The organism is Pseudomonas sp. A-RE-22 (assembly GCF_019956035.1).
GTDB classification, from domain to species: Bacteria; Pseudomonadota; Gammaproteobacteria; order Pseudomonadales; family Pseudomonadaceae; genus Aquipseudomonas; species Aquipseudomonas brassicacearum.
This window is the reverse complement of the sequence record NZ_JAHBCZ010000058.1, coordinates 1-25,213: the sequence shown is the minus strand read 5'-3', so window position 1 is coordinate 25,213 and position 25,213 is coordinate 1. Positions and strand designations below refer to the sequence as shown.

At 62.6% G+C, this 25,213-nt stretch carries 21 protein-coding genes; 16 read left to right on the top strand and 5 right to left on the bottom strand.

What is annotated here, in order from left to right; translation table 11 throughout:
* Together KGA89_RS24865 and KGA89_RS24860 are read right to left on the bottom strand one after the other, a co-directional pair.
* On the bottom strand, nucleotides 1–1,652 hold a 1,652-nt coding region (locus tag KGA89_RS24865), incomplete at its 3' end, for a retention module-containing protein (RefSeq protein ID WP_223472759.1).
* A 216-nt stretch (nucleotides 1,653–1,868) separates the two neighbouring features.
* Entirely contained in the window at nucleotides 1,869–2,012 is a 144-nt protein-coding gene (locus KGA89_RS24860; protein ID WP_155252638.1) for a hypothetical protein, read from the bottom strand.
* Between KGA89_RS24860 and KGA89_RS24855 the strand changes: the two genes are divergently transcribed.
* The 7 genes from KGA89_RS24855 to KGA89_RS24825 all read left to right on the top strand — a co-directional run bounded on the left by KGA89_RS24855 (nucleotide 2,011) and on the right by KGA89_RS24825 (nucleotide 11,004).
* Nucleotides 2,011–3,360 (top strand): TolC family outer membrane protein, encoded by a 1,350-nt coding sequence (locus KGA89_RS24855; protein WP_003196552.1) that lies wholly within the window; start codon nucleotides 2,011–2,013, stop codon nucleotides 3,358–3,360. The two genes, KGA89_RS24860 and KGA89_RS24855, sit on opposite strands and share 2 nt — an antisense overlap.
* Nucleotides 3,361–3,397: 37 nt before the next feature.
* Nucleotides 3,398–5,554: a type I secretion system permease/ATPase gene (locus KGA89_RS24850; RefSeq protein WP_003196554.1), complete on the top strand. Its 2,157-nt coding sequence runs from the start codon at nucleotides 3,398–3,400 to the stop codon at nucleotides 5,552–5,554.
* A complete protein-coding gene (locus KGA89_RS24845; RefSeq protein ID WP_003196556.1) occupies nucleotides 5,544–6,911 on the top strand; it encodes an HlyD family type I secretion periplasmic adaptor subunit in 1,368 nt (455 codons plus the stop codon). Before KGA89_RS24850 ends, KGA89_RS24845 begins: the two co-directional genes overlap by 11 nt.
* A gap of 385 nt (nucleotides 6,912–7,296) precedes the next feature.
* Nucleotides 7,297–8,199, top strand: coding sequence for a TauD/TfdA dioxygenase family protein (locus KGA89_RS24840; RefSeq protein WP_027912163.1), 903 nt, complete (start codon nucleotides 7,297–7,299; stop codon nucleotides 8,197–8,199).
* Nucleotides 8,200–8,236: 37 nt separating this feature from the next.
* On the top strand, nucleotides 8,237–9,259 hold the full coding sequence (locus tag KGA89_RS24835; protein WP_003196560.1) for an ABC transporter substrate-binding protein: 1,023 nt from the start codon (nucleotides 8,237–8,239) through the stop codon (nucleotides 9,257–9,259).
* 5 nt (nucleotides 9,260–9,264) lie between these two features.
* On the top strand, nucleotides 9,265–10,125 hold the full coding sequence (locus KGA89_RS24830; protein WP_223472758.1) for an ABC transporter ATP-binding protein: 861 nt from the start codon (nucleotides 9,265–9,267) through the stop codon (nucleotides 10,123–10,125).
* 12 nt (nucleotides 10,126–10,137) lie between these two features.
* Entirely contained in the window at nucleotides 10,138–11,004 is an 867-nt protein-coding gene (locus KGA89_RS24825; RefSeq protein ID WP_223472757.1) for an ABC transporter permease, read from the top strand.
* A 155-nt stretch (nucleotides 11,005–11,159) separates the two neighbouring features.
* Here the strand turns inward: KGA89_RS24825 and KGA89_RS24820 are convergent, their stop codons facing one another.
* Nucleotides 11,160–11,531 (bottom strand): DUF6124 family protein, encoded by a 372-nt coding sequence (locus KGA89_RS24820; RefSeq protein ID WP_223472756.1) that lies wholly within the window; start codon nucleotides 11,529–11,531, stop codon nucleotides 11,160–11,162.
* Nucleotides 11,532–12,030: 499 nt separating this feature from the next.
* Here KGA89_RS24820 and KGA89_RS24815 point away from each other — a divergent pair, with 499 nt between their 5' ends.
* From KGA89_RS24815 to KGA89_RS24785, 7 genes are all read left to right on the top strand, one after another.
* On the top strand, nucleotides 12,031–12,519 hold the full coding sequence (locus tag KGA89_RS24815) for a cell division protein (protein ID WP_223472755.1): 489 nt from the start codon (nucleotides 12,031–12,033) through the stop codon (nucleotides 12,517–12,519).
* Nucleotides 12,512–13,954 (top strand): TIGR01777 family oxidoreductase, encoded by a 1,443-nt coding sequence (locus KGA89_RS24810; RefSeq protein WP_223472754.1) that lies wholly within the window; start codon nucleotides 12,512–12,514, stop codon nucleotides 13,952–13,954. The genes KGA89_RS24815 and KGA89_RS24810 overlap by 8 nt, the downstream gene beginning before the upstream one ends.
* Nucleotides 13,955–13,963: 9 nt before the next feature.
* Nucleotides 13,964–16,399, top strand: coding sequence for an alpha/beta hydrolase (locus tag KGA89_RS24805; protein ID WP_223472753.1), 2,436 nt, complete (start codon nucleotides 13,964–13,966; stop codon nucleotides 16,397–16,399).
* A gap of 243 nt (nucleotides 16,400–16,642) precedes the next feature.
* Nucleotides 16,643–17,419 (top strand): efflux RND transporter periplasmic adaptor subunit, encoded by a 777-nt coding sequence (locus KGA89_RS24800; RefSeq protein ID WP_223472752.1) that lies wholly within the window; start codon nucleotides 16,643–16,645, stop codon nucleotides 17,417–17,419.
* Nucleotides 17,416–18,735 (top strand): efflux RND transporter periplasmic adaptor subunit, encoded by a 1,320-nt coding sequence (locus tag KGA89_RS24795; protein ID WP_223472751.1) that lies wholly within the window; start codon nucleotides 17,416–17,418, stop codon nucleotides 18,733–18,735. Before KGA89_RS24800 ends, KGA89_RS24795 begins: the two co-directional genes overlap by 4 nt.
* 1 nt (nucleotide 18,736) lies before the next feature.
* Nucleotides 18,737–20,833, top strand: a complete 2,097-nt coding sequence (locus KGA89_RS24790; protein ID WP_027912158.1) for a biotin/lipoyl-binding protein — start codon at nucleotides 18,737–18,739, stop codon at nucleotides 20,831–20,833.
* A 9-nt stretch (nucleotides 20,834–20,842) separates the two neighbouring features.
* On the top strand, nucleotides 20,843–21,334 hold the full coding sequence (locus KGA89_RS24785; RefSeq protein ID WP_003196579.1) for a GNAT family N-acetyltransferase: 492 nt from the start codon (nucleotides 20,843–20,845) through the stop codon (nucleotides 21,332–21,334).
* Nucleotides 21,335–21,510: 176 nt separating this feature from the next.
* On the opposite strand, the gene KGA89_RS24780 is transcribed toward KGA89_RS24785, so the two are convergent.
* Nucleotides 21,511–21,822: a DUF6916 family protein gene (locus KGA89_RS24780; RefSeq protein WP_027912157.1), complete on the bottom strand. Its 312-nt coding sequence runs from the start codon at nucleotides 21,820–21,822 to the stop codon at nucleotides 21,511–21,513.
* A 46-nt stretch (nucleotides 21,823–21,868) separates the two neighbouring features.
* A complete protein-coding gene (locus tag KGA89_RS24775; protein WP_223472750.1) occupies nucleotides 21,869–22,456 on the bottom strand; it encodes a phage tail protein in 588 nt (195 codons plus the stop codon).
* A gap of 307 nt (nucleotides 22,457–22,763) precedes the next feature.
* On the opposite strand from KGA89_RS24775, the gene KGA89_RS24770 reads away from it, so the two are divergent.
* Together KGA89_RS24770 and KGA89_RS24765 are read left to right on the top strand one after the other, a co-directional pair.
* Nucleotides 22,764–23,609 carry a sulfotransferase family protein gene (locus KGA89_RS24770; RefSeq protein ID WP_223472749.1) on the top strand — a complete coding sequence of 282 codons (846 nt, stop codon included), beginning with the start codon at nucleotides 22,764–22,766 and terminating at the stop codon, nucleotides 23,607–23,609.
* A gap of 52 nt (nucleotides 23,610–23,661) precedes the next feature.
* Nucleotides 23,662–25,213 (top strand): DUF4347 domain-containing protein (locus KGA89_RS24765; RefSeq protein ID WP_223472748.1); only part of this gene is annotated, 1,552 nt, incomplete at its 3' end.

The following is a 25,213-nucleotide window of genomic DNA, read 5'->3' as shown; positions in this document are numbered from 1 at the left end:
CCGGTTGCGCCGGTGATCGTAGTGCTGACCGTGCTGCCGTTGTTATAGACGTCATTAGCTGGCGTCTCGACGTTAACGGTGCCAGTGGTCTGGCCGGCGGCGATGGTGATGACCGAGCCGTTGCTCAGGGTCACGGTCACCGGAGTCTGGGCCGGGTTGGTCAGGGTGGCGGTGTAGGTAATCTGGCCGCCTTCGGTGATGGTGTTGCTGGCGGTCAGGGTCAGGCCAGTGGTGTCCGCCGAATCGGTAATCGTGGTGACTGCAGGCGCCGTGCTCGGCACCAGGTTTTCGAAGTTGCCACCTGTCGCACCGGTAATGGTGGTGCTGACCGTGCTGCCGTTGTTATAGACGTCATTAGCTGGCGTCTCGACGTTAACGGTGCCAGTGGTCTGGCCGGCGGCGATGGTGATGACCGAGCCGTTGCTCAAGGTCACCGTCACCGGGGTCTGGGCCGGGTTGGTCAGGGTAGCGGTGTAGGTAATCTGGCCGCCTTCGGTGATGGTATTGCTGGCGGTCAGGGTCAGGCCAGTGGTGTCCACCGAATCGGTAATCGTAGTAACCGCAGGCGTCGTGCTCGGGACCAGGTTTTCGAAGTTGCCACCGGTCGCACCGGTAATGGTGGTGCTGACCGTGCTGCCGTTGTTGTAGACGTCATTAGCCGGAGTATCGACGTTAACGGTGCCGGTAGTCTGGCCGGCGGCGATGGTGATGACCGAGCCGTTGCTCAGGGTCACGGTCACCGGAGTTTGAGCCGGGTTGGTCAGGGTGGCGGTGTAGGTGATCTGGCCGCCTTCGGTGACGGTATTGCCCGCGCTCAGGGTGACGGTGGTGGTGTCGATGGTGTCGGTGATCTGGGTCACGGCCGGCGTGGTGGGCACGGTCACGGCAATGCCAGTGCCACCGGTGGTGCCAGTGACGGTCACGCTGATCTGGCTTGGGTCGTTGTAGACCGTGTCATTCGGCGCGAGTGGAACGTTGACGCTACCGGTCAGCTGACCCGCCGGGATCACGATGACCGCGCCGTTGGACAAGGTCACGGTCAAGGCGGTTTGCGGGGCCTGGGTCACGGTCGCGGTGTAGACCAGCACGCCGCCGGCTTCGGTCAGGGTCGGCGTGGCGCTCAGGGTCATCGTCGCATTGAGGACAGCGTTGGCGGTCGTATCCGTAGTATCGCCACCCAGGGTGTTGTTATCGGTGGCAGCCGCCGCAGCGAGACCTTCAGTTGGGAAACCGACAGTAGGGTCGACGCTACCAGCGGTGGCATCCAGCACCACAAAGCTGTGGCCGCCACCGGCGGCGCCGCCCGTACCTGCGGCAGTGGCGCCGGCGGCGGTGGCTTCCAGGGCGGTCGTCGGGTCGACACCCGCGGCGATGGCTTGTTGCAGCTCTTCTACCGACGGCGCGGCCTGGGCAGTGGCTTGTGCCAGGTCGGTGGAAGAGTCCGGGGCATTGGCGCTCCACTGGGTGTCGCGGCCCAGGTCCAGGGTGCGGCCATCGGCCAGATCCAATGTGACGGCGCCAGAAGGGCCAGTGTCCAACTGATCGCCCGTGTACAGGCGATCGCCTTCAATGAGTACGCGCCGGATGCCCTCTGGGGATACGACGAAAACCTGACCAACAATGCTTTTGACAACGGCAATAACACTGCTCATTGAAGACTCTCCGGGTGTCACGCTCAGTAGACTTCCATGGACCCGTCAGCTTGTAGGCTGCAGCGGTCTGGACGTACATGTTCACAAAGTAAGGTTATTTGACGCTTTTACATGTCAATATTTTGGCTGTGTTTTCTCAATTATTTTGTTTGTGCCAAACTATTGACCTTCTGCCGGCCATCCTAAACAATCGCCGAGGTAATGTCACATTGATATTTAAGCGGCGACCTGTTCTTTCAGTGCGTGTTCCAGCTCCTGTTTTGAACTTTCCGACATACGGTCATTCCGGTTGCCATCATCCGATGCAGCGCCACGTTTCGCTGTGATCCAAGACAAGTGTTTCAGGAAGAAATCCATCATGCGTCTGTACCTGTTCAAGGCTTTACCCTTTGCTCTCGCCGCCAGTTTCGTACAAGCACAAACCTTGCCGCAGGCCATGCAACAGGCGCTGGATGTCCATCCTGAAATCCAGGCTGGCGTGAACAGTCGCCTCGCGGCGGATTACCAACTCAAGGCGGCCAAGGGCGGCTACCTGCCTAGAGTGGACCTTGCAGCCGGATACGGCCGTGAAGGCACCGACAGCGTCACCACCCGGTCGGGCGGGACCAATCATTGGGAAACCCTGAACCGTAGCGAGTCGAGCCTGCGCCTGTCGCAAATGGTTTTTGACGGTTTTGCGACGTCCAGCGAAGTGGGGCGTCAGCAAGCCACCGTCAATGCCCGTGCCTACTCGTTGCTGGACGCGTCCGAGCGCACCGGGTTGACAGTGGCCCAGGTCTACCTGGACGTGCTGACCCGTCGCGAGTTCGTGCGCCTGGCCGAGGAAAACCTCAAGAGCCACGAGCGCATCTTCGACCAGATCAAGCTGCGTACTTCCCGCGGCGTGGGCAGCGGCGCCGACCTGGACCAGGCCGAAGCGCGCATGGCTCAGGCCCGCAACAACCTGATCACCGAACAAACCAACCTGGCCGATGCCGAGACCAACTACCTCAGCGCCGTTGGACAACTGCCCGATCAACTGGAACGTCCTGCTGATTTTCTGGCGTTGCTGCCGGCCAACCTGACCGAAGCCCGTGCCCAGATGCTGGAAAACAGCCCGGTGCTACGTTCGGCCGAAGCCGACATCGCCGCTGCCGAGCAGCAGTACGAAGCCGCCAAGTCGAGCTTCTACCCACGCTTCGACGCCGAGCTGGGCCGCACTGCCGACAACGACCTGGACGGCCAGAACGGTCACAACAATGAATGGCAAGCCATGCTGCGCATGCGTTTCAACCTGTATGCCGGCGGCAGCAACAAGGCGGACCTGGAATCCAAGTCGTACCTGTCCAACCAGGCCCTGGACATTCGCAACAACGCGCTGCGCCAGTTGAACGAAGAGCTGGGCCTGGCCTGGAACGCCTTGAACAACGCCAATGCCCAGGTGCCGGTCGCCCAGCAATACGTGGATCGCAGCGCTAACGTGCGCACCGCCTACCAGAAGCAGTTCAGCCTCGGCGAGCGGACCCTGCTCGACTTGCTCGACAGCGAAAACGAGCTGTTCAGCGCTTCCCGTCGCCTGGCGGAAATCAAGAATGTGCAGCTGTTCACCCAGTACCGGATCAAGGCAACCATGGGCCAGCTGTTGAAAAGCCAGGGTGTGGTCGCGCCGTTGGCATCGGTTGTGCAGAACGACATGAAGCCCAAGGTCCAGTTGCCTGGGATGAATTGAGTCCTACCACCCGTTTTAATCAGTCAGAGTGCCGAGCGTGGAATCAGAAGTCAGTCCAGTCGAACTAGTTCATGACCCGCGCACGCTGCACGACGACCCGCTGCTGGACGGCTTGCTGGCGCTCTGCATGCTGCATCAGAAGCCGGCCAGCGCGGCGATGCTCACCACCGGCCTGCCGCTGCCCAAGCAGCGGCTGAGCGTCGAATTATTGTCGCGCGCGGCGGCCCGTGCCGGTCTGCAAGGTCGGGTGCTGCAACGCAAGCTTGAGCAGATCCCGACCATCGCCATGCCAGCGCTGTTGTTGCTCAAGGACGGCCGCAGTGCCGTGCTGCTGGGCTGGGTTGGCGACGACCAGGCGCGGTTGCTGCTCAGCGAAAGCGACGGCGGTGAGGTGACCATCAGCCGTGAACTGCTGGCCGATGACTACAGCGGCAAGGTGTTCTTCGCCCAGCCGCAGCATAAATTTGACGTTAACCACGGCACGCTGATCCCTCGGGCGCGTTCGTGGTTTCGCGACACCCTCAAACGGTCCCGCTGGCTGTACGCCGATGCCATCGCGGCGAGCCTGCTGATCAACATCATCGCCATGGCCGCGCCGCTGTTCGTGATGAACGTCTACGACCGCGTGGTGCCGAACCAGGCCGAATCGACTCTGTGGGTATTGGCCGTTGGTATCACCGGCGCCTATGTCTTCGACCTGATCCTCAAGATGCTGCGCAGCCTGTGCCTGGACCTGGCGGGCAAGAAAACCGACCTGATCATCTCGGCGACGCTGTTCGAGCGCATCGTCGGCATGTCCATGAAATACCGCCCGGCGCGGGTCGGCAGCTTTGCCCAGAACATCCATGAGTTCCAGAGCCTGCGGGACTTCCTTGCTTCGCTGACCCTCACCAGCCTGATCGACCTGCCGTTCACCCTGCTGATCTTCATGGTCATCGCGATTATCGGCGGGCACCTGGTGTGGATTCCGGTGCTGGCGTTCCCGATTGCCCTGCTGATCGGCTATGCGCTGCAGAAGCCTTTGGTGGCGACCATGGAGCGAACCATGGCCTTGGGCGCCGAGCGCCAATCCAGCCTGATCGAAACCCTGGCCGGCCTGGACGCGGTGAAGGTCAACAACGCCGAGAGCGAACGCCAATACCAGTGGGAACAGACCATCGGCACCCTCAGCCGCCTCGAACTGCGGGTGAAGATGCTGTCCGGCCTGGCAATGAACATCACCTTGCTGATCCAGCAACTGGCCGGGGTGGTCATGATCGTCTTCGGCGTTTACCTGATCATCGCCGGTAGCCTGAGCATGGGTGGGCTGGTTGCCTGCTACATGCTCAGCGGTCGCGCCCTCAGCCCGTTGGCTTCGCTGTCGGGCCTGCTGACCCGCTACCAACAGGCGCGGGTGACCATGACGTCCGTCGACCAGATGATGGAGCTGCCCCAAGAGCGCAATTTCGACGAGCGCCCCCTGAGCCGCAAGGTCCTGCAGGGTGCCGTCGAATGCCGTCAGTTGAATTTCACTTATCCGAACCAGCAGAACCCCGCGCTGAAGAACATCAACCTGGTGATCAAGCCGGGCGAGAAAATCGGCATCATTGGCCGCAGCGGCTCGGGCAAGAGTTCCCTGGCCAAGTTGCTGGTGGGGCTTTACCAACCCGACGACGGCGCCTTGCTGGTGGACGGCGTGGACATCCGCCAGATCGACGTCAGCGAGCTGCGCTACAACATTGGCTACGTGCCCCAGGACATCCAGCTGCTGGCCGGTACCCTGCGGGACAACCTGACCTCCGGCGCCCGTTACGTCGAAGATGAACTGGTGCTCCAGGCCGCTGAACTGGCGGGCGTGCATGAATTTGCCCGCCTGCATCCGCAAGGCTATGAACTGCAAGTCGGTGAGCGCGGACAGAACCTGTCCGGTGGTCAGCGCCAGAACGTCGCCCTGGCCCGCGCGCTGCTGCTCAACCCGCCCATCCTGTTGTTGGACGAACCCACCAGCGCCATGGACAACACCGGTGAAGAACGCTTGAAACAGCGCTTGGCTGCCGTGGTGGAAAACAAGACCGTGTTGCTGGTGACGCACCGTGCATCCTTGCTGTCGCTGGTGGACCGCCTGTTGGTGATCGACCGTGGACAGATCCTCGCCGACGGCCCGAAAGCCGCTGTCATGGAAGCGTTGAAGAAGGGGCAGATCAGTGTTGCTTAAATCCGGTTTCAAGGGCGCGGTGGGCCGTTATTTCAAAGGATCCGACTCGCTGCACGGCCAACCGCTGCCCGAGGTCAACAAAGCCCTGATCGAGGACGCTCCGCGGGTGGTGCGTTTGACGATCTGGGGCATCATCGGCTTCTTTGTGTTCCTGATGCTGTGGGCCAACTTCGCCGAGATCGACGAAGTGACCAAGGGCGACGGCAAGGCGATCCCATCGTCCAAGATCCAGAAGATCCAGAACCTGGAAGGCGGCATCGTCGCCGAGCTGTTCGTAAAGGAAGGGCAGATCGTCGATGCCGGCGCGTCGTTGATTCGCCTGGACGACACCCGGTTTGTCTCCAACGTCGGCGAAACCGAGGCCGATCGCCTGTCCATGCTGTTGCGGGTCGAGCGCCTGAGTGCCGAGGTCGACGACCGGCCGCTCAACTTCCCGGCCGATGTGCTCAAGGCGGTGCCGGGCCAGGCCGCCAGCGAGGAGTCGCTGTACCTCAGCCGCCGCCAGCAGTTGCACGATGAAATCGGCGGCTTGCAGGAGCAGTTGATCCAGCGCCAGCAGGAACTGCGCGAATTCGTGTCCAAGCAGGCGCAGTACCGCTCCGGCCTGGCGCTGCAACGCCAGGAAATCAACATGTCCGAGCCGCTGGTGGCACAGGGCGCGGTGTCGCCAGTGGAAGTGCTGCGGCTCAAGCGCGCCGAGGTCGAGACCCGTGGGCAACTGGACGCCACGACGTTGGCGATCCCGCGTGCCGAATCGGCGATCAAGGAAGTACAGCGCAAGATCGACGAGACCCGTGGCAAGTTCCGCAGCGAAGCCTTGACGCAGCTCAACGAAGCTCGCACCGACCTGAACAAGGCCCAGGCCACTGGCAAAGCCCTGGAAGATCGGGTGAGCCGGACCCTGGTGACGTCGCCCGTGCGCGGCATCGTCAACAAGTTGCTGGTGAACACCATCGGCGGCGTGATCCAGCCCGGCAGCGACCTGGTGGAAATCGTGCCGCTGGACGACACCATCCTGGTGGAGGCGAAAATCCGTCCTCAGGACATCGCCTTCCTGCACCCCGGCCAGGACGCCACGGTGAAATTCACCGCGTACGACTACACCATCTACGGCGGGATGAAAGCCAAGCTGGAACAGATCGGCGCCGACACCATCACCGATGAAGACAAGAAAACCACCTACTACGTCATCAAGCTGCGCACCGAACGCAGCCACCTGGGCACCGATGAAAAACCGCTGCTGATCATTCCGGGCATGGTGGCGTCGGTGGACATCATCACCGGCAAGAAAACCGTGCTCAGCTACCTGCTCAAGCCCATCATCAAGGCCCGGTCCGAGGCGTTGCACGAGCGGTAGCGCCCTGGTTGATCGTTGGTTGATCGTTCCCACGCTCCGCGTGGGAATGCCTCCTGTGACGCTCCGCGTCACGCTTTTCGGAACGCAGAGCATCCCTGGCTACATTCCCATGTGTGGGAGCAAAGCTTGCTCGCTAAACAGGCGCCTCGGATCGCGTTGTCTTCATCGCGGGCAAGCCTTGCTCCCACAGCGGTGCGGTGCAAAACTCCAGGTCATATCGTTATTCGTTAACGGTATTTAAATTACTGTTCTTATGTCTTTAAAGTCATCCCTCTGCGTACCTGCCGACCAATCGGCGCGCCGCACGACACAAACCAACACGGTAACGCCGTGAGTTTTGATCGATTGCGCGCCTGTTCAAGCGCGCTGTGCGTGGGAGTGATGTATGTCAGCCGTCTCTTATTCTCCAGATTCACCTATCGCGAACATTGCCCCGCAGTCGTTCGAAATCCGTCCGTTGCGCGATGCCGTAGGCGCCGAAATCGTCGGGCTGGACCTGTCCCGACCGGTCAACGACCAGGATTTCGCCCGCATCCACCGCGCACACCTGGACTATCACGTCGTGGTGTTCCGCGACCAACGCATCACCCCGGAACAACAGATCGCCTTCAGCGGCCGTTTTGGCGTGCTGCAGATCCATGTGCTCAAGCAGTTCCTGTTGGCCGGACATCCGGAAATCCTCATCGTCTCCAACATCATCGAAAACGGCCAATCCGTCGGTCTCGGCGATGCTGGCAAGTTCTGGCATTCGGACCTCTCCTATAAAGAACTGCCCAGCCTCGGCTCGATGCTCCACGCCCAGGAACTGCCGAGCGAAGGCGGCGACACGCTGTTCGCCGACATGCACAAAGCCTGGGACGCTCTGCCCGAAGCGCTGCGTAAAGCCGTGGAAGGCCGTTCGGCGGCGCACTCCTACACGGCGCGCTACAGCGAAACCAAATTCGAAGGCAACTGGCGCCCGACGCTCACGCCGGAGCAACTGGCCCAGGTCGCCGAAGTGGTGCATCCGATCGTACGCACCCACCCGGAAACCGGGCGCAAGGCGTTGTTCGTCAGCGAGGGGTTCACCACCCGCATCGTCGGTCTGCCGGAGGACGAAAGCGCAGCGCTGCTGGCCGAACTGTATGCCCACAGCGTGCTGCCGCAGAACATCTATCGCCATCAATGGCAGCCCCATGACCTGGTGTTCTGGGACAACCGCTCGCTGATCCACTTGGCCGCCGGTTGCCCGAGTCATCTGCGCCGCAAGCTGTATCGCACCACCATCCAGGGCGACGCCCCTTTCTGATCGGCTGCGCCTCGCGCAAAGAGCCCGGAGAATCTCCATGTCCAAACGCATTGCTTTTGCACCGCTGGCCGCCATCGGCCTGGGGTTCAGCTTGCTGGCCGGCAGCCTGGTCGCGCCGGCCAGCGCCCACGCCGAGGGCGAGATTCGTATCGCCGAGCAGTTCGGCATCGTTTACCTGTTGCTGAACGTGGTCCGCGATCAACAATTGATCGAAAAATACGGCAAACAGGAGGGCATCGAGATAAAGGTCGACTGGACCCAATTGTCGGGCGGCGCGGCGGTCAACGATGCGTTGCTGTCGGGCTCTATCGATATTGCCGGGGCCGGCGTCGGGCCGTTGCTGACGGTCTGGGACCGCACCCGCGGCAAACAGAACGTCAAGGCCGTGGCCTCCCTGGGCAACTTCCCTTATTACCTGTTGAGCAACAACCCGAACGTCAAGACCATCGCCGACTTCACCGAGCAGGACCGCATCGCGGTGCCGGCGGTGGGCGTTTCGGTGCAGTCGCGTTTGCTGCAATACGCCGCCGCGAAACAGTGGGGCGACAAGGACTTCAATCGCCTCGACAAGTACACCCTGGCGGTTCCGCATCCGGACGCCACGGCGGCGTTGATTGCCGGCGGCACCGAGTTGACCGGGCACTTTTCCAACCCGCCGTTCCAGGATCAGGCCCTGCAAAACCCCAACGTCCACGTGGTGCTCAACTCCTATGACGTGCTCGGGCCGAATTCGCCCACGGTGCTGTTCGCCACCGAGAAATTCCGCGATGAAAACCCGAAAACCTACAAGGCATTCGTCGAGGCGCTGACCGAAGCGGCCGAATTCGCTCAGAAGGACAAAGGCGCGGCGGCGGACACTTACCTGCGGGTAACCAAGGCCAAGATCGACCGGGCGACGTTGCTGAAGATCATCGACAACCCGCAGATCGAATTTACCGTCAGCCCGAAAAATACCTACCCGCTGGCCGAGTTCCTCTACCGCGTCGGCGCGATCAAGAACAAACCGGCGTCGTGGGAAGATTATTTCTTCCAGGACGCCAAACCGCTGCAGGGGAGCTGATTGTCATGAACGCGCTTTTGCAAGGCCACGCGGCCAGCAACCCCACTTCCACCGGCACCGCGTTGTTGTCCGTGGATAATGTCAGCCTTGAATACCGCACCCCGCAGCGGGTGGTGCGGGCCACTCACCAAGTGAGTTTCGAAGTCGATCCGGCGGACCGTTTCGTACTGCTCGGCCCATCGGGCTGCGGCAAGTCCACTTTGCTCAAGGCCATTGGCGGCTTCATCACGCCGTGCGAAGGCGAGATTCGTTTGCAAGGCCAGACTGTCAGCGCGCCGGGACCGGATCGGATCGTGGTGTTCCAGGAGTTCGATCAACTGCCGCCCTGGAAAACCGTGAAGCAGAACGTGATGTTCGCGTTGCTGGCATCCGGCACGCTCAAGCGTCGCGAGGCCGAGGAGCGGGCACTGCACTATCTCGACAAAGTCGGCCTGGCGGCGTTTGCCGATGCCTACCCACACACCTTGTCCGGTGGGATGAAGGCCCGCGTCGCGATTGCCCGAGCGCTGGCGATGCAACCGAAAATCCTGCTGATGGACGAGCCCTTCGCCGCCCTCGATGCCCTGACCCGACGCAAGATGCAGGAAGAGTTGCTGCTGCTTTGGGAAGAGGTGCGTTTCACCCTGCTGTTCGTCACTCACTCCATCGAAGAAGCGTTGGTGGTGGGCAATCGCATCCTGCTGCTGTCACCGCACCCAGGAAGGGTACGGGCGGAAATCCACAGCCATCAATACGATCTGCACAGCCTCGGCGGCGTGGGGTTCCAGCACACGGCGCGGCGGATTCATCGGTTGCTGTTCGATGAAAGCCAGTCGCCGGACACCGAGCGTGAGCTGGATTTCACCGACATCCGCATCGCGTATTAAGGGGAGCGTTCCATGAGCCAGTTATCGCCTGCGCGCGAAGAGTACGAAGTCGATCTGCAACCCCTGACCCACGTGCCACTGGAGCGCGAGTTGCCCTTGGGCCAGCGCCTCTGGCAACAGGGTTGGTTGCGCAAAAGCCTGATCCTGTTGCTGCTGGCGCTGGTGTGGGAGGGCGTGGCCCGATACCAGAATAACGACCTGCTGCTGCCGAGCTTCTTGCAGACCGCCAGCGCGTTGTACGACGGTTTGCTCAGCGGCGAGCTGCTGGGCAAGGTGTGGATTTCTTTGATAGTGCTGCTCAAGGGCTACCTGCTGGGGATCGTCCTGGCGTTTGGCTTGACCACGCTGGCGGTGTCGACCCAGTTCGGTCGCGACTTGCTCAGCACCCTGACGTCGATGTTCAATCCATTGCCGGCCATCGCCCTGTTGCCGCTGGCGCTCTTGTGGTTTGGCCTGGGGCAGAACAGCCTGATTTTCGTGCTGGTGCATTCGGTGCTGTGGGCACTGGCGTTGAACATGTATTCGGGGTTTCTCGGTGTGTCGGAAACGCTGCGCATGGCCGGGCGCAACTACGGGCTCAAGGGCCTGCGTTTTGTGCTGTTCATCCTGATCCCGGCGGCGCTGCCGTCGATCCTCGCCGGGCTGAAGATCGGCTGGGCCTTCGCCTGGCGTACCCTGATCGCCGCCGAGCTGGTGTTCGGCGCCACCAGCGGCAAGGGCGGCCTGGGCTGGTACATCTTCCAGAACCGCAACGAGCTGTACACCGACAAGGTCTTTGCCGGGTTGGCGGTGGTGATTCTGATCGGGTTGCTGGTGGAGAATCTGGTGTTCGACAGTCTGGAGCGGGTGACGGTGAAGCGCTGGGGGATGCAGCGTTGAGTCATTCTTGAGTGCGTGGTTGCAGGGCTGACGTCATCGCGAGCAAGCTCGCTCCCACAGTGGGGTGGTGTTGTGTCTCGATATTGGGTTCGACACAAAACCCCTGTGGGAGCGAGCTTGCTCGCGAAGGCAATCCTCAATTCACCACAGGCCTGTCAGCCCGCCGCCTGAACCTCCAGCCGATCCATCGCCCTTTCCACCAGCAAATGCACCCCATCGGCCATCCGGCTGATCGCCAGGATGACGCTGCGGCGCGAACCGTCGACATCATCGGCCAGGTCGGCGGCGATGGCGCTGATGGACAGCAGGTCTTCGGAAGCATTGGCCAGCAGGGTTTCGGTGTCGATGTCCGGGGCGACCATGAAGAGTTGGGATGCTTGGGTTTTGCCCGAGGCTTCATCGCTAGGTTTGGGGTTGAGGTAGTAGTCGAGGGCGCGCTCGGCGGCTTCGTCGAGTTTTTTGGATTTCGAGGATTTGTCGGACGTGTTGCCAGGGTTTCCTGGCGGATTCGGAGTTACCTTGAACATGTTTTGGCTTCCTATTCAATCAGAGCCGCCCTAGCTCGCTTGCACGCGATATAAGGGTGGCAGCTATGTGAGGGTGTGCAAGACCGAGTAGGAACCACCAAAAAAACCTCGGCAGACCCGAAGGTCTCCCCACACACAGCCGCCATAAAACACGGGCACGAATGCTCATTAAATGGCTGGTGGCATTATTTGGCGTTCTTTTACCCGGACTTGCACGTCCGTGTCACCGTTTTTTCAGTGACAAACCCAGACTAGCGGTGAGCCCCCGAGCCGAACAAGTTCACCAACGTCGCCACAACTTGAAGGAAATCTCCTAGGACGTTGCTGTACGCAAGCAGCACACCGCTCCGCTGGGCTGCACTCGACAGCTCCTACACAGCTCCTACGGTCCAGAGGGCGGTGTGACATTTCGCTAAATCCCCACGCCACAATTAGCCAAGTAAAGCCCTCTCCATTTCCTTTAGACTGGCCGCCCGCAAGCAAGCCTTCAGGACATGGAATGCCACCCCCTCACAGTCCCCTTCGCAAAGCTCTGGTCGTTTGGTTATATGCCGCCGCACTGGCGCATCTGCTCGCCGGCGTCACGCTGACCTGGGCCGGTCATTCGGGCTTGCTCGACGGTTATCTGCAGAACATCGAGCAGGCGTTCTGGGGCGCCAATGCCGTGCCCGCGACGGCCCGCGCGCAACAGGTCTGGTGGCTGGCCTTGTTCGGCGCCACATTGCAGAGCTATGGGCTGTACATGCTCGCCCTCGTCCATATTGGCAATCGATTGAAGCGCGCCATGCCCTGGGGTTGGCTGATCGCCGGCATCCTGCTCTGGGCGCCCCAGGACATGCTGATTTCCGCCCAGGCACGGGTCTGGTCTCACCTATGGTTCGACAGCCTGGCTCTGCTCGTTTTATTGCCGCCGCTGTTCTGGCTCTATCGCCACGACCGCCGCACCTCCCTGACTGACAACGCGTCGAGTGATTCAAACCATGCCTGACTTTTCACTGCTGGACTGGGCCATCACCCTGCTGATTGCCCAGGCGATCCTCGGTGCGCTGGATACCCTGTACCACCACGAACTCACCGTCGCCTTGCCCTATCGCCACAGTGCCCGGCTGGAGCTCTCCATCCACGCCCTGCGCTCGTGCTTCTACGGGATCCTGTTCCTGGGCATGGCGCACTTGGCCTTCGAGGGGACGTGGGCGATCGTCATTGCGCTGCTGTTCGCACTGGAGATCGGCCTGACGCTCTGGGATTTCGTGGTCGAGGACCGTAGCCGCAAGCTGCCCGCCATCGAGCGCATCATGCACACGGTGCTGGCGGTCAACGGCGGGGCCTTCTTCGCGCTGTACGGCGTGCAACTGGCGCAGTGGGCAAGTTTGCCCACCGGCCTGAGCGCGATCGACCTGGGCTGGTGCGGTTGGCTGCTGACCTTGTTTGCCATCGGGGTCACGGCCTCGGGGATTCGCGACGGCTTGGCGGCCTTGCGCATGCAGCGCGCGGGCAAACCCGCCAACCCGTTTGCCGGTGGCGCCTACAAGCGCGTGCTGGTCACGGGTGGCACCGGGTTTATCGGCGAGACGTTGGTCAATCAACTGCTCGACGCCGGGCACACGGTCAGCGTGCTGGCTCGCGATCCATTGAAAGCGGCCTATCTGTTTGACGGCCGCGCCCGTTGCCTGCGTTCGCTGGGCAAGCTGGGTCATGACGAAACCTTCGATGTGGTGATCAACCTGGCGGGCGCACCGGTGGCCGGGCCGCGCTGGAGCCCCGCGCGCCAGGCGCAACTCATCGCCAGTCGGGTCAATACCACCGAAGCCTTGATGACCTGGTTGAAAAACGCCCGGCACAAACCGGCGCTGTGGATACAGGCGTCGGCCGTCGGTTTTTATGGCGTGCGTGACGCTAGCGAAAGTCTTGATGAAAGCGCCACCCAGGGCGATGGCTTCATGGCTGAACTCTGTGTGCGTTGGGAAGCCTCAGCCCGGCCCGCCACCGAGTTGGGTGTGCGGCAGGTGGTGATGCGCCTGGGCGTGGTGTTTGGCCCGGGCGGTGCGTTGTTGCCGTTGCTGATTCCATTTCGCCTGGGGTTTGGCGGGCGGATGGGTGACGGTCGGCAAATCATGAGTTGGGTGCACCGCGACGACGTGATCCAGGTGATCGCCCGGGCCTTTGATGACGAAAGCCTGAGTGGCACCTACAACCTGGTGGCGCCAGAAACGGTCAGTCAGGCGCTGTTCGCCGAAAGCGTCGGCAAGGTGCTCAAGCGCCCGGTGTGGTTCCACATTCCCGCCGCGCCGGTACGTGCTTTGGCAGGCGAAATGGCTCAGTTGTTTTTCGACGGCCAACGCGTGCTACCAAGTCGTCTCGTCGAGGCGGGCTATACCTTCCGTTACCCGACGCTTGACGCTGCCCTACGCGACCTGGCCTGAGGAGCGCCCATGAGCAAGCCCCGGATGTACCTGCTGGCCGGCAACGGAAGCGCCGCCGATTGGTGGGACGATGCGTTGCCGCACTTTCAACAACACGACGTGGTGCCGCTGGAGCTGCCAGGCTTTGGCAGCAATCCTCAGGCTCCCTGCGAAGACCTGACGGCCTATGCCCAAGCGTTGCTGGCGGCAACGGACAAGGGCAGCGCGATCATGGCGGTCGGGGTCAATGCTTTGCTGGTGCTGCACGCCTTGCAACGTCAGCCGGGGCATTTTTGTCGCAGTGTGTTGCTGGCGCCGGTGGGTGCTTTTTTGTGGCAACGACGGCTGCCGGCGTTGATGTCGCCGCTGCCGATTCGCAAGACCATTCACTGGCTGCTGGCGAACAAACCGACGTTGTTTGCCCACAAGTTTTCCAGCCAGTCCTGGACGCCCGCGCAGTACCAGCGCATGGGCGCCGGCTATGCTCGCTGCCGCGCCTTTGTGCCGCACTGGGACTTGGTGCGTGCCGACACCGCCTTGCCATTGCTGGAGTGGATAACCGACCCGGTCGAACTGGTGTGGGGCGATCAGGACAAGGTGCTGGGCGTCGCGCAGGCGGCGGCCTGGTCGGCCATTCTCGCCCGTGCCGATCTGACCATCAGCCTGAAACCCGGCTGGGGGCATTACCCGTGGATCGATTCACCCGCTGAATTCGCGGCGTGGCTGGAATCCGGAGAACGTGGTTTCGTCGCACATACCAAGGGTGGCCGCTTGTGTCTGGCGGCGTTGGCTGGGCAGCCGGTGCCTGCGGCGCTGTCGCTCAACGATTGTGATGATCCGCGCTTGCCAAACTTTCTGGAGAGCCTGCCGGACGCTATCTGGGCAGTGCGTTCCTCCAGTTACGGGGAGGATCAGGCCGATGCGGCCAATGCCGGCTTGAGCACCACGTTCCTGCGCGAGCCGACGCACAACGTGCCGGCGCGCATTGCCGAGTTGAGTGCGGCAGGTGTCGAGGAAGTGGTGGTGCAGCGCTTCATCACGCCACGGCTGTCCGGGATCGCATTTGTGCGTCACCTGTCCGTTGAATTGGAATGGGTCGAAGGGCATCTGGAATCGTTGGCCGATGGCAAGGTGAGCCCGGAGCGGGCGATCATTTCCCGTCTTGGTGCGGCGTGGAACAGCGATACATTCAAGCCAGTCCATGGCCTGACCGCAGACCTGCTGTGGCGTTTCCTGCAAGGCGTGCTGCGGGTCTTCCACTACGTACCCGGCGATGTTGAATGGGCCTGGGATGGCACGCAACTCTGGCTGCTGCAGTACCGACCGATCAGCGACTATGGCTGGCGCCGCCACCTGACCGCCGCCAATATCGCCGAGATCCTGCCGCCACAACCCAGCGTGTTGGTGGAGTACGCCCAGCGCCGGGCGGCGGTGAGCATTCCGGCGATCATGGCGCGTTGGGATCCGCGGGTTCTGCAAGACAACGAGCCTTTTACGGCGGTGTTTGGTGGCGCTTCGTATATCAACAACGACCTGTTTCTCGCCCGGCTGGCCGACTGGGGCATCAGCGCCAGCAGCTACGCCGGCGAGGTCGGCGGCGCGACTCCGTACCTGCCTTGGCGGCCGCTGCGTCTGCTGCGTTCGCTGCGGTTGTTCCTGCGCATGCAACGCATTGCCCGCGGGCATTTGCTGACGCTGGAAAACGGCTTGCGACGTTTTGACCGAGAGCTGCAGAAACTGACCGCACAAGGCGTAGACGGCCAGCAACTGGCCGACTGGTTTACCCGTTTCTATGTGTTCGTGGTGCAAGGCAACCTGTGCATCGCCAGTGCCTTGGCCAGCGGTGGCGGCGACTGGCTGGGCCGGCCGCCGACCGCCTATGACAATCTTGAACACAGCCCGCATCGGCTGCCCTGGGAAACCGACCCGGCAACGCCACGCCCGGCACCGACCGAGCTGCCGTTGCAGGCCTTCCCACAATGGCCCCTGACGATTCGCCTGGCCCATTCAACCGGTCTGCCAGGCTTGCGCGGTTACTACCTGCAGGTGCGCGAATGGTATCGCGACAACCTGATGCGGATTTTCTTTCGCTTGCATCACGCCATGCCGGCGGTGGACCGGGCGCATTGGTTCGCGCCGCACCCGGACATCCGCAGCCGCGACGGCAGCTTCTGGCAGGACGGTCGTGAAGGCACCGAGCAGGCGAGTGGGTTCTTGATCTACCCAGGGCAGGCCCAAGGTATTTTGGGCCAGGACATCCTGCTGGAAGACACCCTCGACCCCGGCCGCCACGCCCACTATCAAAGCTCCCGTGCCGTGATCGCGCGCATGGGCGGACGCTTGTCCCACGGCTCGACGTTGCTGCGCGAATTGCGCAAACCTTCGGCGGTATTGCCTCAGGTGGATGTGGGGTGGTTGGGGCGTGAGGTGGTGTATTGCGATGGGGTGTTGAGGTTGGTGGAGTAGGCAGCTCGATGTCTGCCAACCACATAACCTGTGGCGAGGGGATTTATCCCCGTTAGGCTGCGTAGCAGCCTCGAAACCTGACGCCTCGGTACTTCAGGGAGATTGAATACATGCTTGGGACTGCTGCGCAGTCCAGCGGGGATAAATCCCCTCGCCACAGAGATTTCCCTCTCTTCACGGTTACTCCCTTGACGCCCCCTACCGCTGTCGTAGACTCCGCCCATCCGTCAGGGAGTAACGGTCATGCGACGTTTAAGTAGTTGGGTTGTGGGATTGACCTTTGTAGCGTGCGGTGTCCAGGCGCAAACGCCTGTAGCAGACGATCCATTGCTTGAGAGTAACGCCACGGCCAGTGCGTCTGGCAACGAGGCTCGAGGGGTGCTTCGGGCGCGGGATCAGGCGGTGCTGGCCAGCGAGTTGGCCGGGCGTATCGTCGAGTTGCCGTTCAGTGAGGGCGAGTCGTTCAAGAAGGGCGACACCCTGGCGCGTTTCGATTGCTCGGCCTATCAGGCCCAGCTCAATGCGGCCCAGGCGGCCAGCCGTGGCGCCAGTGAGGAACTGGCGCATAACCGGCAATTGGCGGAATTGAAATCCGTCGGGCGTTTCGAGGTGTCGCGGGCCGAGGCCCGGCTCAGCGAGACCCAGGCGCAGTCCCAGGTGTACCAGGTCCAGGTCAAGCGCTGCAGCGTGATCGCACCCTTCGATGGTCAGGTGGTGGCACGCAAGGTCCAGCGTTATGAAAGCGTCGCGGCCGGCGCGCCGTTGCTGGATGTGGTCGACAACCGCACACTGGAGATCCATTTGCTGGTGCCTTCACGCTGGATGGACAGGCTCAAGCCCGGTCAGCCCTTCACGTTTATCCCCGATGAAACCGGCAAGCCGTTGCAAGCGACGGTCAAGCGCCTGGGCGCGCGCATCGATGAGGGCAGCCAGACCCTGCTGCTGGTGGCGAACGTGCCGGATGCCCGCGGCCTGCTGTCGGGCATGAGCGGCACGGCGCGTTTCGCGGAGCCCAAGTGAACGCGCCGATATCGGGCAGCGCCGAGCAGGTGTTTGCCCGCTTCCTCGACCTGGAGCGCCATACGCGGGCCGCGCGTACTCCGGCGCAATTGAGCTACAGCCTGGTCAACGACGGCCAGGCCCTGTTCGGGTTTCGCCACGCCGCGTTATTGATCGCCGGCAAGGTCCAGGCGGTGACCGGCGTCAGCACCGTGGAGCCGAATGCGCCGTTCGTGGCGTTTGTCGAGCAGGCCGTGGCGCAGTTGTTCAAACAGGGGGCGCTGAAGCAGGCCCGGGTGATTGCCGCCGATGGGGTAAGCGAATCCGTTCGGGAAGACTGGCGAAGCCTGTCGGCCGGACAAGTGTTCTGGCTGCCGTTGATCGATCATCAGGGCCAGGTGTTCGGCGGTTTGTGGCTGGCCCGCGACCTGCCTTGGACCCCGCCTGAACAAGTGCTGCTGTCGCAACTGGGCGACACCTACAGCCATGCGTGGCTGGCGCTGCAACCGCGCAAGCCGTGGCGCCTGCGCTGGACACGCAAGCGCCAGGTCGCCCTGGTGGCGGTGTTGTTGCTGGGCTTGCTGATCCCTGTGCGCCAGTCCGTGTTGGCCCCGGCCGAAGTGGTGCCGCTGGGCGGGCAGGTGGTGGCGGCGCCGTTGGATGGGGTGATCGCCGAGTTCCTGGTCAAGCCTAACCAGACCGTCAAGAACGGTGACCTGCTGCTGCGTTTCGAAAGCACCAGCCTCAAGGCCCAGGCCGATGTGGCCGAGCGTGCGTTGGGCGTGGCCGAGGCAGAACTCAAGGCCAATTCCCAGCGCTCGTTTGCCGACGCGGAATCGAGTTCGAAGATCGACCTGCTGGCCGCCCGCGTCGAACAGAAACGCGCCGAGCGCAACTACGCGCTTGAACTGCTCAAGCGCAGCGAAGTACGCGCCGAGCGCGACGGCATCGCGGTGTTCGCCGACGCCGAGCGCTGGCTCGGCAAGCCTGTGCTTACTGGCGAGCGGCTGATGGAGATCGCCGATCCGAACCAGGCCGAGTTGCGTATTGAATTGGCGGTGGGCGACGCGATTGCCCTGGAACCCGGTGCGCAAGTGGCGTTGTTTCTCGACAGCGACCCGTTGCAGCGACACCTGGCCTGGCTCGAGCGCTCGGCGTATGAAGCGCAGCCGACCGCCGCCGGGCAACTGGCGTATCGGTTGGATGCGCGTTTCGATGCTCAAGCGCCGCGTATCGGCCTGCGAGGTACGGCGAAGGTCTTCGGCGACCGTGCTCCGCTGGCGTTGTACCTGTTGCGTAGACCACTGGCCGGCCTGCGCCAGAGCGTAGGCCTGTAGCATGGAGCTGCCGAGCCTGCGGCCGGACCTGCAACTGTCCCCGGCGGCGCCGGACCCGGACGGTTCGCCGCAGTGGACCTTGGCCGATCCGGTGCGCGGGCGCTATTTCAAGCTTGGCGCGGCGGCGATGCGCATGTTGCGACACTGGTCCCTGGGTGATCCGGAGCAGGTGCTGCAAGCCGCGAACCGCGAGCCAGGCCTGCCACTCAATGGTGAATCGCTGGAGCAGTTGCTGGGTTTCTTGCGCGGTCATGATCTGATCAGCGCGATGGACCCGCAACAGCGCGACAGCTATCTCTTCAAGACCGCCGCGCAGCGCCAGAGCCTGTGGCAGATCCTGCTGCATCAATACCTGTTTTTTCGCATTCCGCTGTGGCGCCCGGACGCTTTTCTCAATCGTGCCTGGCCCTGGTTGGCGCGGTTCGGCCCCGGGATCCTGCGCTATGGTCTGCCGCTGACCTTGGGTGCCGGCATTTTCCTGGTGTCGCGGGACTGGCAGCGATTCATCGCGACGTTTCCGCACCTGTTCAGCCTGGGCGGTGCGCTGGCGTTCGGGACGGCGTTGCTCTTCGCCAAGCTGTGCCACGAATTCGGCCATGCATTCATGGCCAAGCGTGCGGGCTGTCGTGTGCAAAGCATGGGCGTGGCATTCATGGTGCTGTTGCCGATGTTCTACACCGACGTCAGCGACGCCTGGCGGATCAATGACCGCCGCGCGCGGTTGCTGATCGGTGCCGGCGGGGTCCTGGCCGAGCTGGTGCTGGCGTGCATCGCGTTGCTGGCCTGGTCGCTGCTGCCCGACGGGCCGGCGCGCACCGCGGCGTTCATGCTGGCCAGCGCCACCTGGATCACCACGCTGGTCATCAACCTGAACCCCTTCATGCGCTTCGATGGGTATTTCCTGCTCAGTGATTTCTGGGCGGTGGATAACCTTCAGGGGCGTGCGTTCGCCCTGTGCCGCTGGCGCCTGCGTGAAGCCTTGTTCGGTTATGGCGCGGCGGCGCCGGAACCCTGGTCGCCGAAGATGCGGCGCCGTTTGCTGGTGTGGGGCTATGGCTCCTGGCTGTGGCGGGCGTTGTTGTTTTTCGGGATTGCCCTGGCGGTCTATCACCTGTTCTTCAAGGTGCTGGGCATTTTTCTGATGATGGTGGAATTGGTGTGGTTCATTTTTATGCCCATCGTGAATGAATGGCGGCAATGGTGGAGTCGCCGTGAGCAGGCCCACGGCGTTAGGGTGCTCCTGAGCAGCCTGGTGGTGCTGGCTTTGCTGTTGGTGCTGTTGCTGCCCTGGCGCAGCGCGGTGGAAGTGCCGGCCATGCTCGAGGCCGGGCGTGCCAGTGCCTTGCACGCGCCGGTGGCGGCCCGGGTCAAGCAGGTGAATGTGCGCGACGGCCAGACTGTGGCACAGGGCGATGTGTTGATTGAGCTGGAGTCGCCGGACATGGCGTCGCGCCTGACCATCGTGCGCCGGGAAATCGAGATCCAGCAGTTGCAGATGCGGCGTCAGGCCGGGCGCAGCGAAACCGCTGCCGATGCCGGCATCATCGAACAGCGATTGGCCGAAGCGGTGGCCGAATACCGGGGCCTGGTCGCCCAGCGTGAACGCCTGTTGCTGCGCGCTCCCCATGCCGGCCAAGTGCGCGACTTGTTGCCGCAACTGTCGGTAGGGCGCTGGTTGTCGCCCACGCAGGCGCTGGCGCGGGTGGTGCAGACCGATTCGCGGCTGCGCGGGTACTTGACCGAAGCCGAGCTTTGGCGGGTCGAGCCGGGGGCCACGGGACGGTTCATTGCGGACGATCCGATGCACACCTCCATCGCCGTGCAACTGAATGAAATCGATACCAACGGCGTGGCCTGGGTCGAACAGCAAGCGTTGACGTCTGATCATCACGGACCGATTGCGGTGCGCCGCGACTCGCAGCAACGGGCCGAGCCGGTGCAGGCGCAATACGGCGTGCGCCTGAGTGCGGTGGGCGATACCTCTGCCCCGGTGCAACCGCTGCGTGGGGTGGCGGTGTTGCAGGGCAAGGGCGAGTCGGTGTTGGGAGCGGCCTGGCGTCGGTTGGCGGCGTTGGGTGTCAGGGAAAGCGGGTTCTAAGGGGCGAGCATGGATTCAGTGGCAGCAGAGGGATTGGTGGTGCGTCCATCGCGGGTCAGCGATGGACCGTTCTTGCAGGGCCTGTACCAGGCGGCGCGACCGGACCTGCAGTGGATCGACGGTGAGCACGAGCAAGTGCAACAGGTGCTTGCCCAGCAGTTCCAGGTGCAGGAGCAAGGGTTGGGCGAGAACTTTCCCAATGCCATGCATTACGTCGTGGAAAAACTCGGCACCGCCATCGGCGCCTTGAGCACGGATTTCGGCCCCAATGAAATTCGCGTGCTGTACCTGGCCTTTATCCCCCAGGCGCGTGGGCAAGGTTATGGCCGGACGGTGCTGCAAGGGGTGCAGAAAGCCGCGCAACAGATCCGTTGCCCGGTGGCGACCGTGGTCTGGACCAGCAATCCCCATGCCCGCCGGCACTACCTGGCGCTGGGTTTCGAAGTACAAGAGCGCAGCCCGGCGGCGGAGCGGTTGGTCTGGTATCCGAAAGGCAACTGAGCAAGTCTTGCAGGCACTATAAATTCCTGTGGGAGCGGGTTGTGTGGGAGCAAGGCTTGCCCGCGATGAAAACGCCGCGGTCTTTCGAGGACCGCAGCGCCCGGATCGCAAGCAAGCCTTGCTCCCACACAGCCCGCTCCGACAATAGGTTTGTTTTGAACTCGGGTTTTGTGTGATCAGTTAAACGCGATGTAGAAATACCCCAGCGCTGGATCCCGTCCCATGGGTGGCATCCGTGACACGAATACCCCCTCGATCTTGCCCAGTTCCGGCACTTCCAGCTCGCAGAGGCCGTCCACGAACGCCGTGCTTTCCAGGCTGTTGAGTTCCACACTGAAGGGCATGCGCTCGGTGTTCGGCAGCTTTGCCCGAGGTGTTTCTTCGAGGGTTTCGAAGCGCACCGGCAGGCGACTGCCGTCGGGCAGGGTCAGGCTGCCGGTCTGGCCCAGCAGCGGTTGGAAATGGCGGCTATGAACCTGTTGCAGCATGTCGACACTCCAAAAGGCCGGAGGACCGCAGCCCTCCGGCGATTCATCAGTTACGGGACGGGAAGAGGCCATTCAGCGCAACGCTGAAGTTGATCGCCAGGAACGGGTTCATTATCTCCATTGGCAAACCGTTGCCCGTGGCGGAAATCGTGCCGTTAACGGTGGTGGTCACCCCCTGCAACGGCACCGGCGAGGCGCCTATCTTGTCGGAATAGATCGCCGCCGAGCCCGGCCCGGTGCCTGAGGTGCCAATGAACGAGTTGGTGGTCGTTGGGGTATTCACCGGGTTGCTGGCCGGGTTGGCCAGTTGCAGGGTGGTCGAAGCGCTGATGCCGGCGAGCGTGTGGGTGTGGTTGGGCAGGTTGTTGATCGTTGCTGTGACGTTTTCGGTGCCAGAAACTTCGCCGATGACCCGCGGAGTCAGGCCCAGGCCGTTGCCTTGCCCCAAGGCCAGGCGGCCTTGCAAGTTGGGCAGCATGAAGTTGGTGCTGCCGTTGCCTCCGTAGTACGTGCCGAGCAGGGAGAACAACGCCTGGTATTGGGAGATACCGAGTGTCTGCCCATTGCACAGCGCCCAGCCATTGGGCGCGAAGTTAAAGGCGAATGACTGGATAGTGCCCATAAATACTTCCATAGATTCCTCATCCCTTCAGATTGTTGGTATGGCTACGCCGGCAGGGTCTGGGGGGAGGAGAAGTGCGATCAGCCCTACTCCTTGATCCCTGGCCTGGTCACGCACGGCTGAGCGTAGACCGGGATGTTTGATTCTGCCGAACGAAGCAGGCGGAAAAATGTCGCGACACGGCTTAATCGATTCAGGTTCCCGAGCGTCTCTACCGTCCATCTTCTTTTATGGCTCGGGATGAATCTGATATCAAAGTACTACTAGGCGAAGATTGTTTCCTCGGCTACGCTTCGGCTACAAAGGGACTACAAACAAGGTGAATGGATTGCCGCAGTTTCACTTCATTTCCGGTCTACCGCGCTCAGGCTCGACCCTGCTTTCTGCCATTCTGTTGCAGAACCCGCGCTTTCATGCCGGCATGACCAGTCCCGTCGGTACGCTGTTCAGCAGCGTCCTGCAGCAATGCAGCGCCGGCAGCGAGTTCGGTTCGGTGATCGACACCGACTTGCGCCGCCGCCTGCTGCGCGGTCTTTTCGATTCCTACTACGCCGACAAATCCGACAAGCCGGTCATCTTCGATACGAACCGCCAGTGGTGTGCCCGCTTGCCTGCCCTGCAAGATCTGTTTCCCCAAGCCAAGACCATCGCCTGTGTGCGCAACGTCGCCTGGGTGCTCGACAGCCTGGAGCGGCTCTACCGCGCCAATCCGTTCGAAAACACCAAGCTGTTCAACGACGATGACGAGCGCAACACCGTCTACAGCCGCTGCGAAACCCTGGCCCAGCGCAACCGCCTGGTGGGGTTCGCCTGGACGGCGCTCAAAGAGGCCTATTACGGTGAGAACGCCGAGTCGCTGCTGATCGTTGATTACGATTTGTTGAGCCAGGCCCCGGAGCGGGTGATGCGCCTGGTGTACGAGTTCATCGGCGAACCCTGGTTCGAGCACGATTTCAATCACTTGACCTACGACGCACCGGCCTTCGACCAGGCACTGGGCGTTGCCGGCCTGCACAAGGTCAAGCCCAAGGTCGCGCCGCAAGCCCGGCGGACCTTGCTGCCGCCGGATCTGTTTGAAAAGTATGCCGAGTTGTCGTTCTGGCGCGATGGGTCCGCAAGCGCCGCCAATGTCATTCGTATGAAAACCGACGCCGCGATCAGCTGATTGCGGTTTTTTTCATTTGCGTGTTCAAGAAGTTCGAGTCCAGGTGATCGTCATGTGGTGGAGCAAAGGCAAATCGCGGGTAACCGAGGGCGCACAGGCCCTGGCATCGCCAATGATCATGTCCCTGGAGCCGCGAATGCTATTCGACGGCGCGGTGGCGGCAACCGTGGCCGACGCTGCTCAACCGGATGCGCATCCGACGGCCGAGGCGGCGAAGACGCCCACGGCGGACCAGCCGGCCGACACCCATGCGCCCCAGGGCCAGGTCGATGCCACCGTGGCTGCCGTGCCGGGCAAGTCTGTGGTGTTCGTCGATTCCCGGGTCAAGGATTCCGCCAGCCTGCTCGAAGGCGTGGCGCCCGGTACCCAGGTCGTGCAACTGGATGCCAGCAAGGACGGCCTGCAACAGATCGCCGATTACCTGGACACCCACCAGGGCATCAGCTCGGTGCAGATCATCGCCCACGGTAACGCCGGTGATTTGTGGCTGGGCGACAGCTACCTGTCGGCGGATAACGTCCAGGCCCGCAGCGAAGTGCTCGCGCAGATCGGCCAGGACATGAACGCCGGTGGCGATATCCTGATCTATGGCTGCTACACCGCCGAAGGCGAGCGTGGCTTGAGCCTGGTCGATTCATTGGCGCAGTTGACCGGCCGCGACGTGGCGGCGTCCAACGACCGCACCGGCCTGGGTGGCGACTGGGACCTGGAAATCGCCACCGGCAATATCGAAAGCGCCAACGTGCTGTCGGCCAATGCCATGAGCGAGTACCAGTGGGGCCTGGCCACCTGGACCGCTACCAACAACCTCAATACCGGCGTGGGCTCCCTGCGCGCCGCCCTGGCTTCCGCGCAGAACGGCGATATCGTCACGTTCAACACCAGCATGACCGTCGGGCTGACCTCGGTGCTGGTGGTCAGCAAGAACGTCACCATTGACGGCGATCTCAACAATGACAACGTGGCCGACGTGACCCTGGACGGGCAATACCGCACCCAGATCATCAACGTCACGTCTGGCACCACCGCCACCCTCGATGGCCTGGTCATTACCCGGGGCATGGTGGCAGGCAACGGTGGTAACGGCGGCGACGATGCCCTGGTGTCCCAGGGCGGCGGCATCTACAACGCCGGCACCTTGACCCTGCGCAACGTCACGGTCACCGCGAACGCCGCTTCAGGCGGTGGTGGCGGCGGCGGTGTGACGCCCCAGTACGCCGGTGGCGGCGGTGGTGGCGGTGGCGCGATCACCGGCGGTACCGGCGGCAAGGGTGGCGACACGCTCAACTCCACGGGCTCCAACGGCACGGCCGGACAGGGCGGCGCCGGTGGCGGATTCTTCAACATTGGCGGGCGTGGCGGTTCCACCACGGGTGGCGCGGGCGGTGCGGCGTATCCGGGCTACAGCACCGGCTCGGCTGGTGGCACGGCTTCCAGCGGTGGCTTGTCCATCGGCGGTGGCGGCGGCGGCGACGGGTATGACAACTTCGGCGGCGACGGCGGCGGTGCGGTGGGGGGCATCTACAACGATACCGGTGCAACCCTGCGGATCATCGGCAACTCGACCATTTCCAACAACGTCGGCGCCGGCGGTGGCGGTGGTG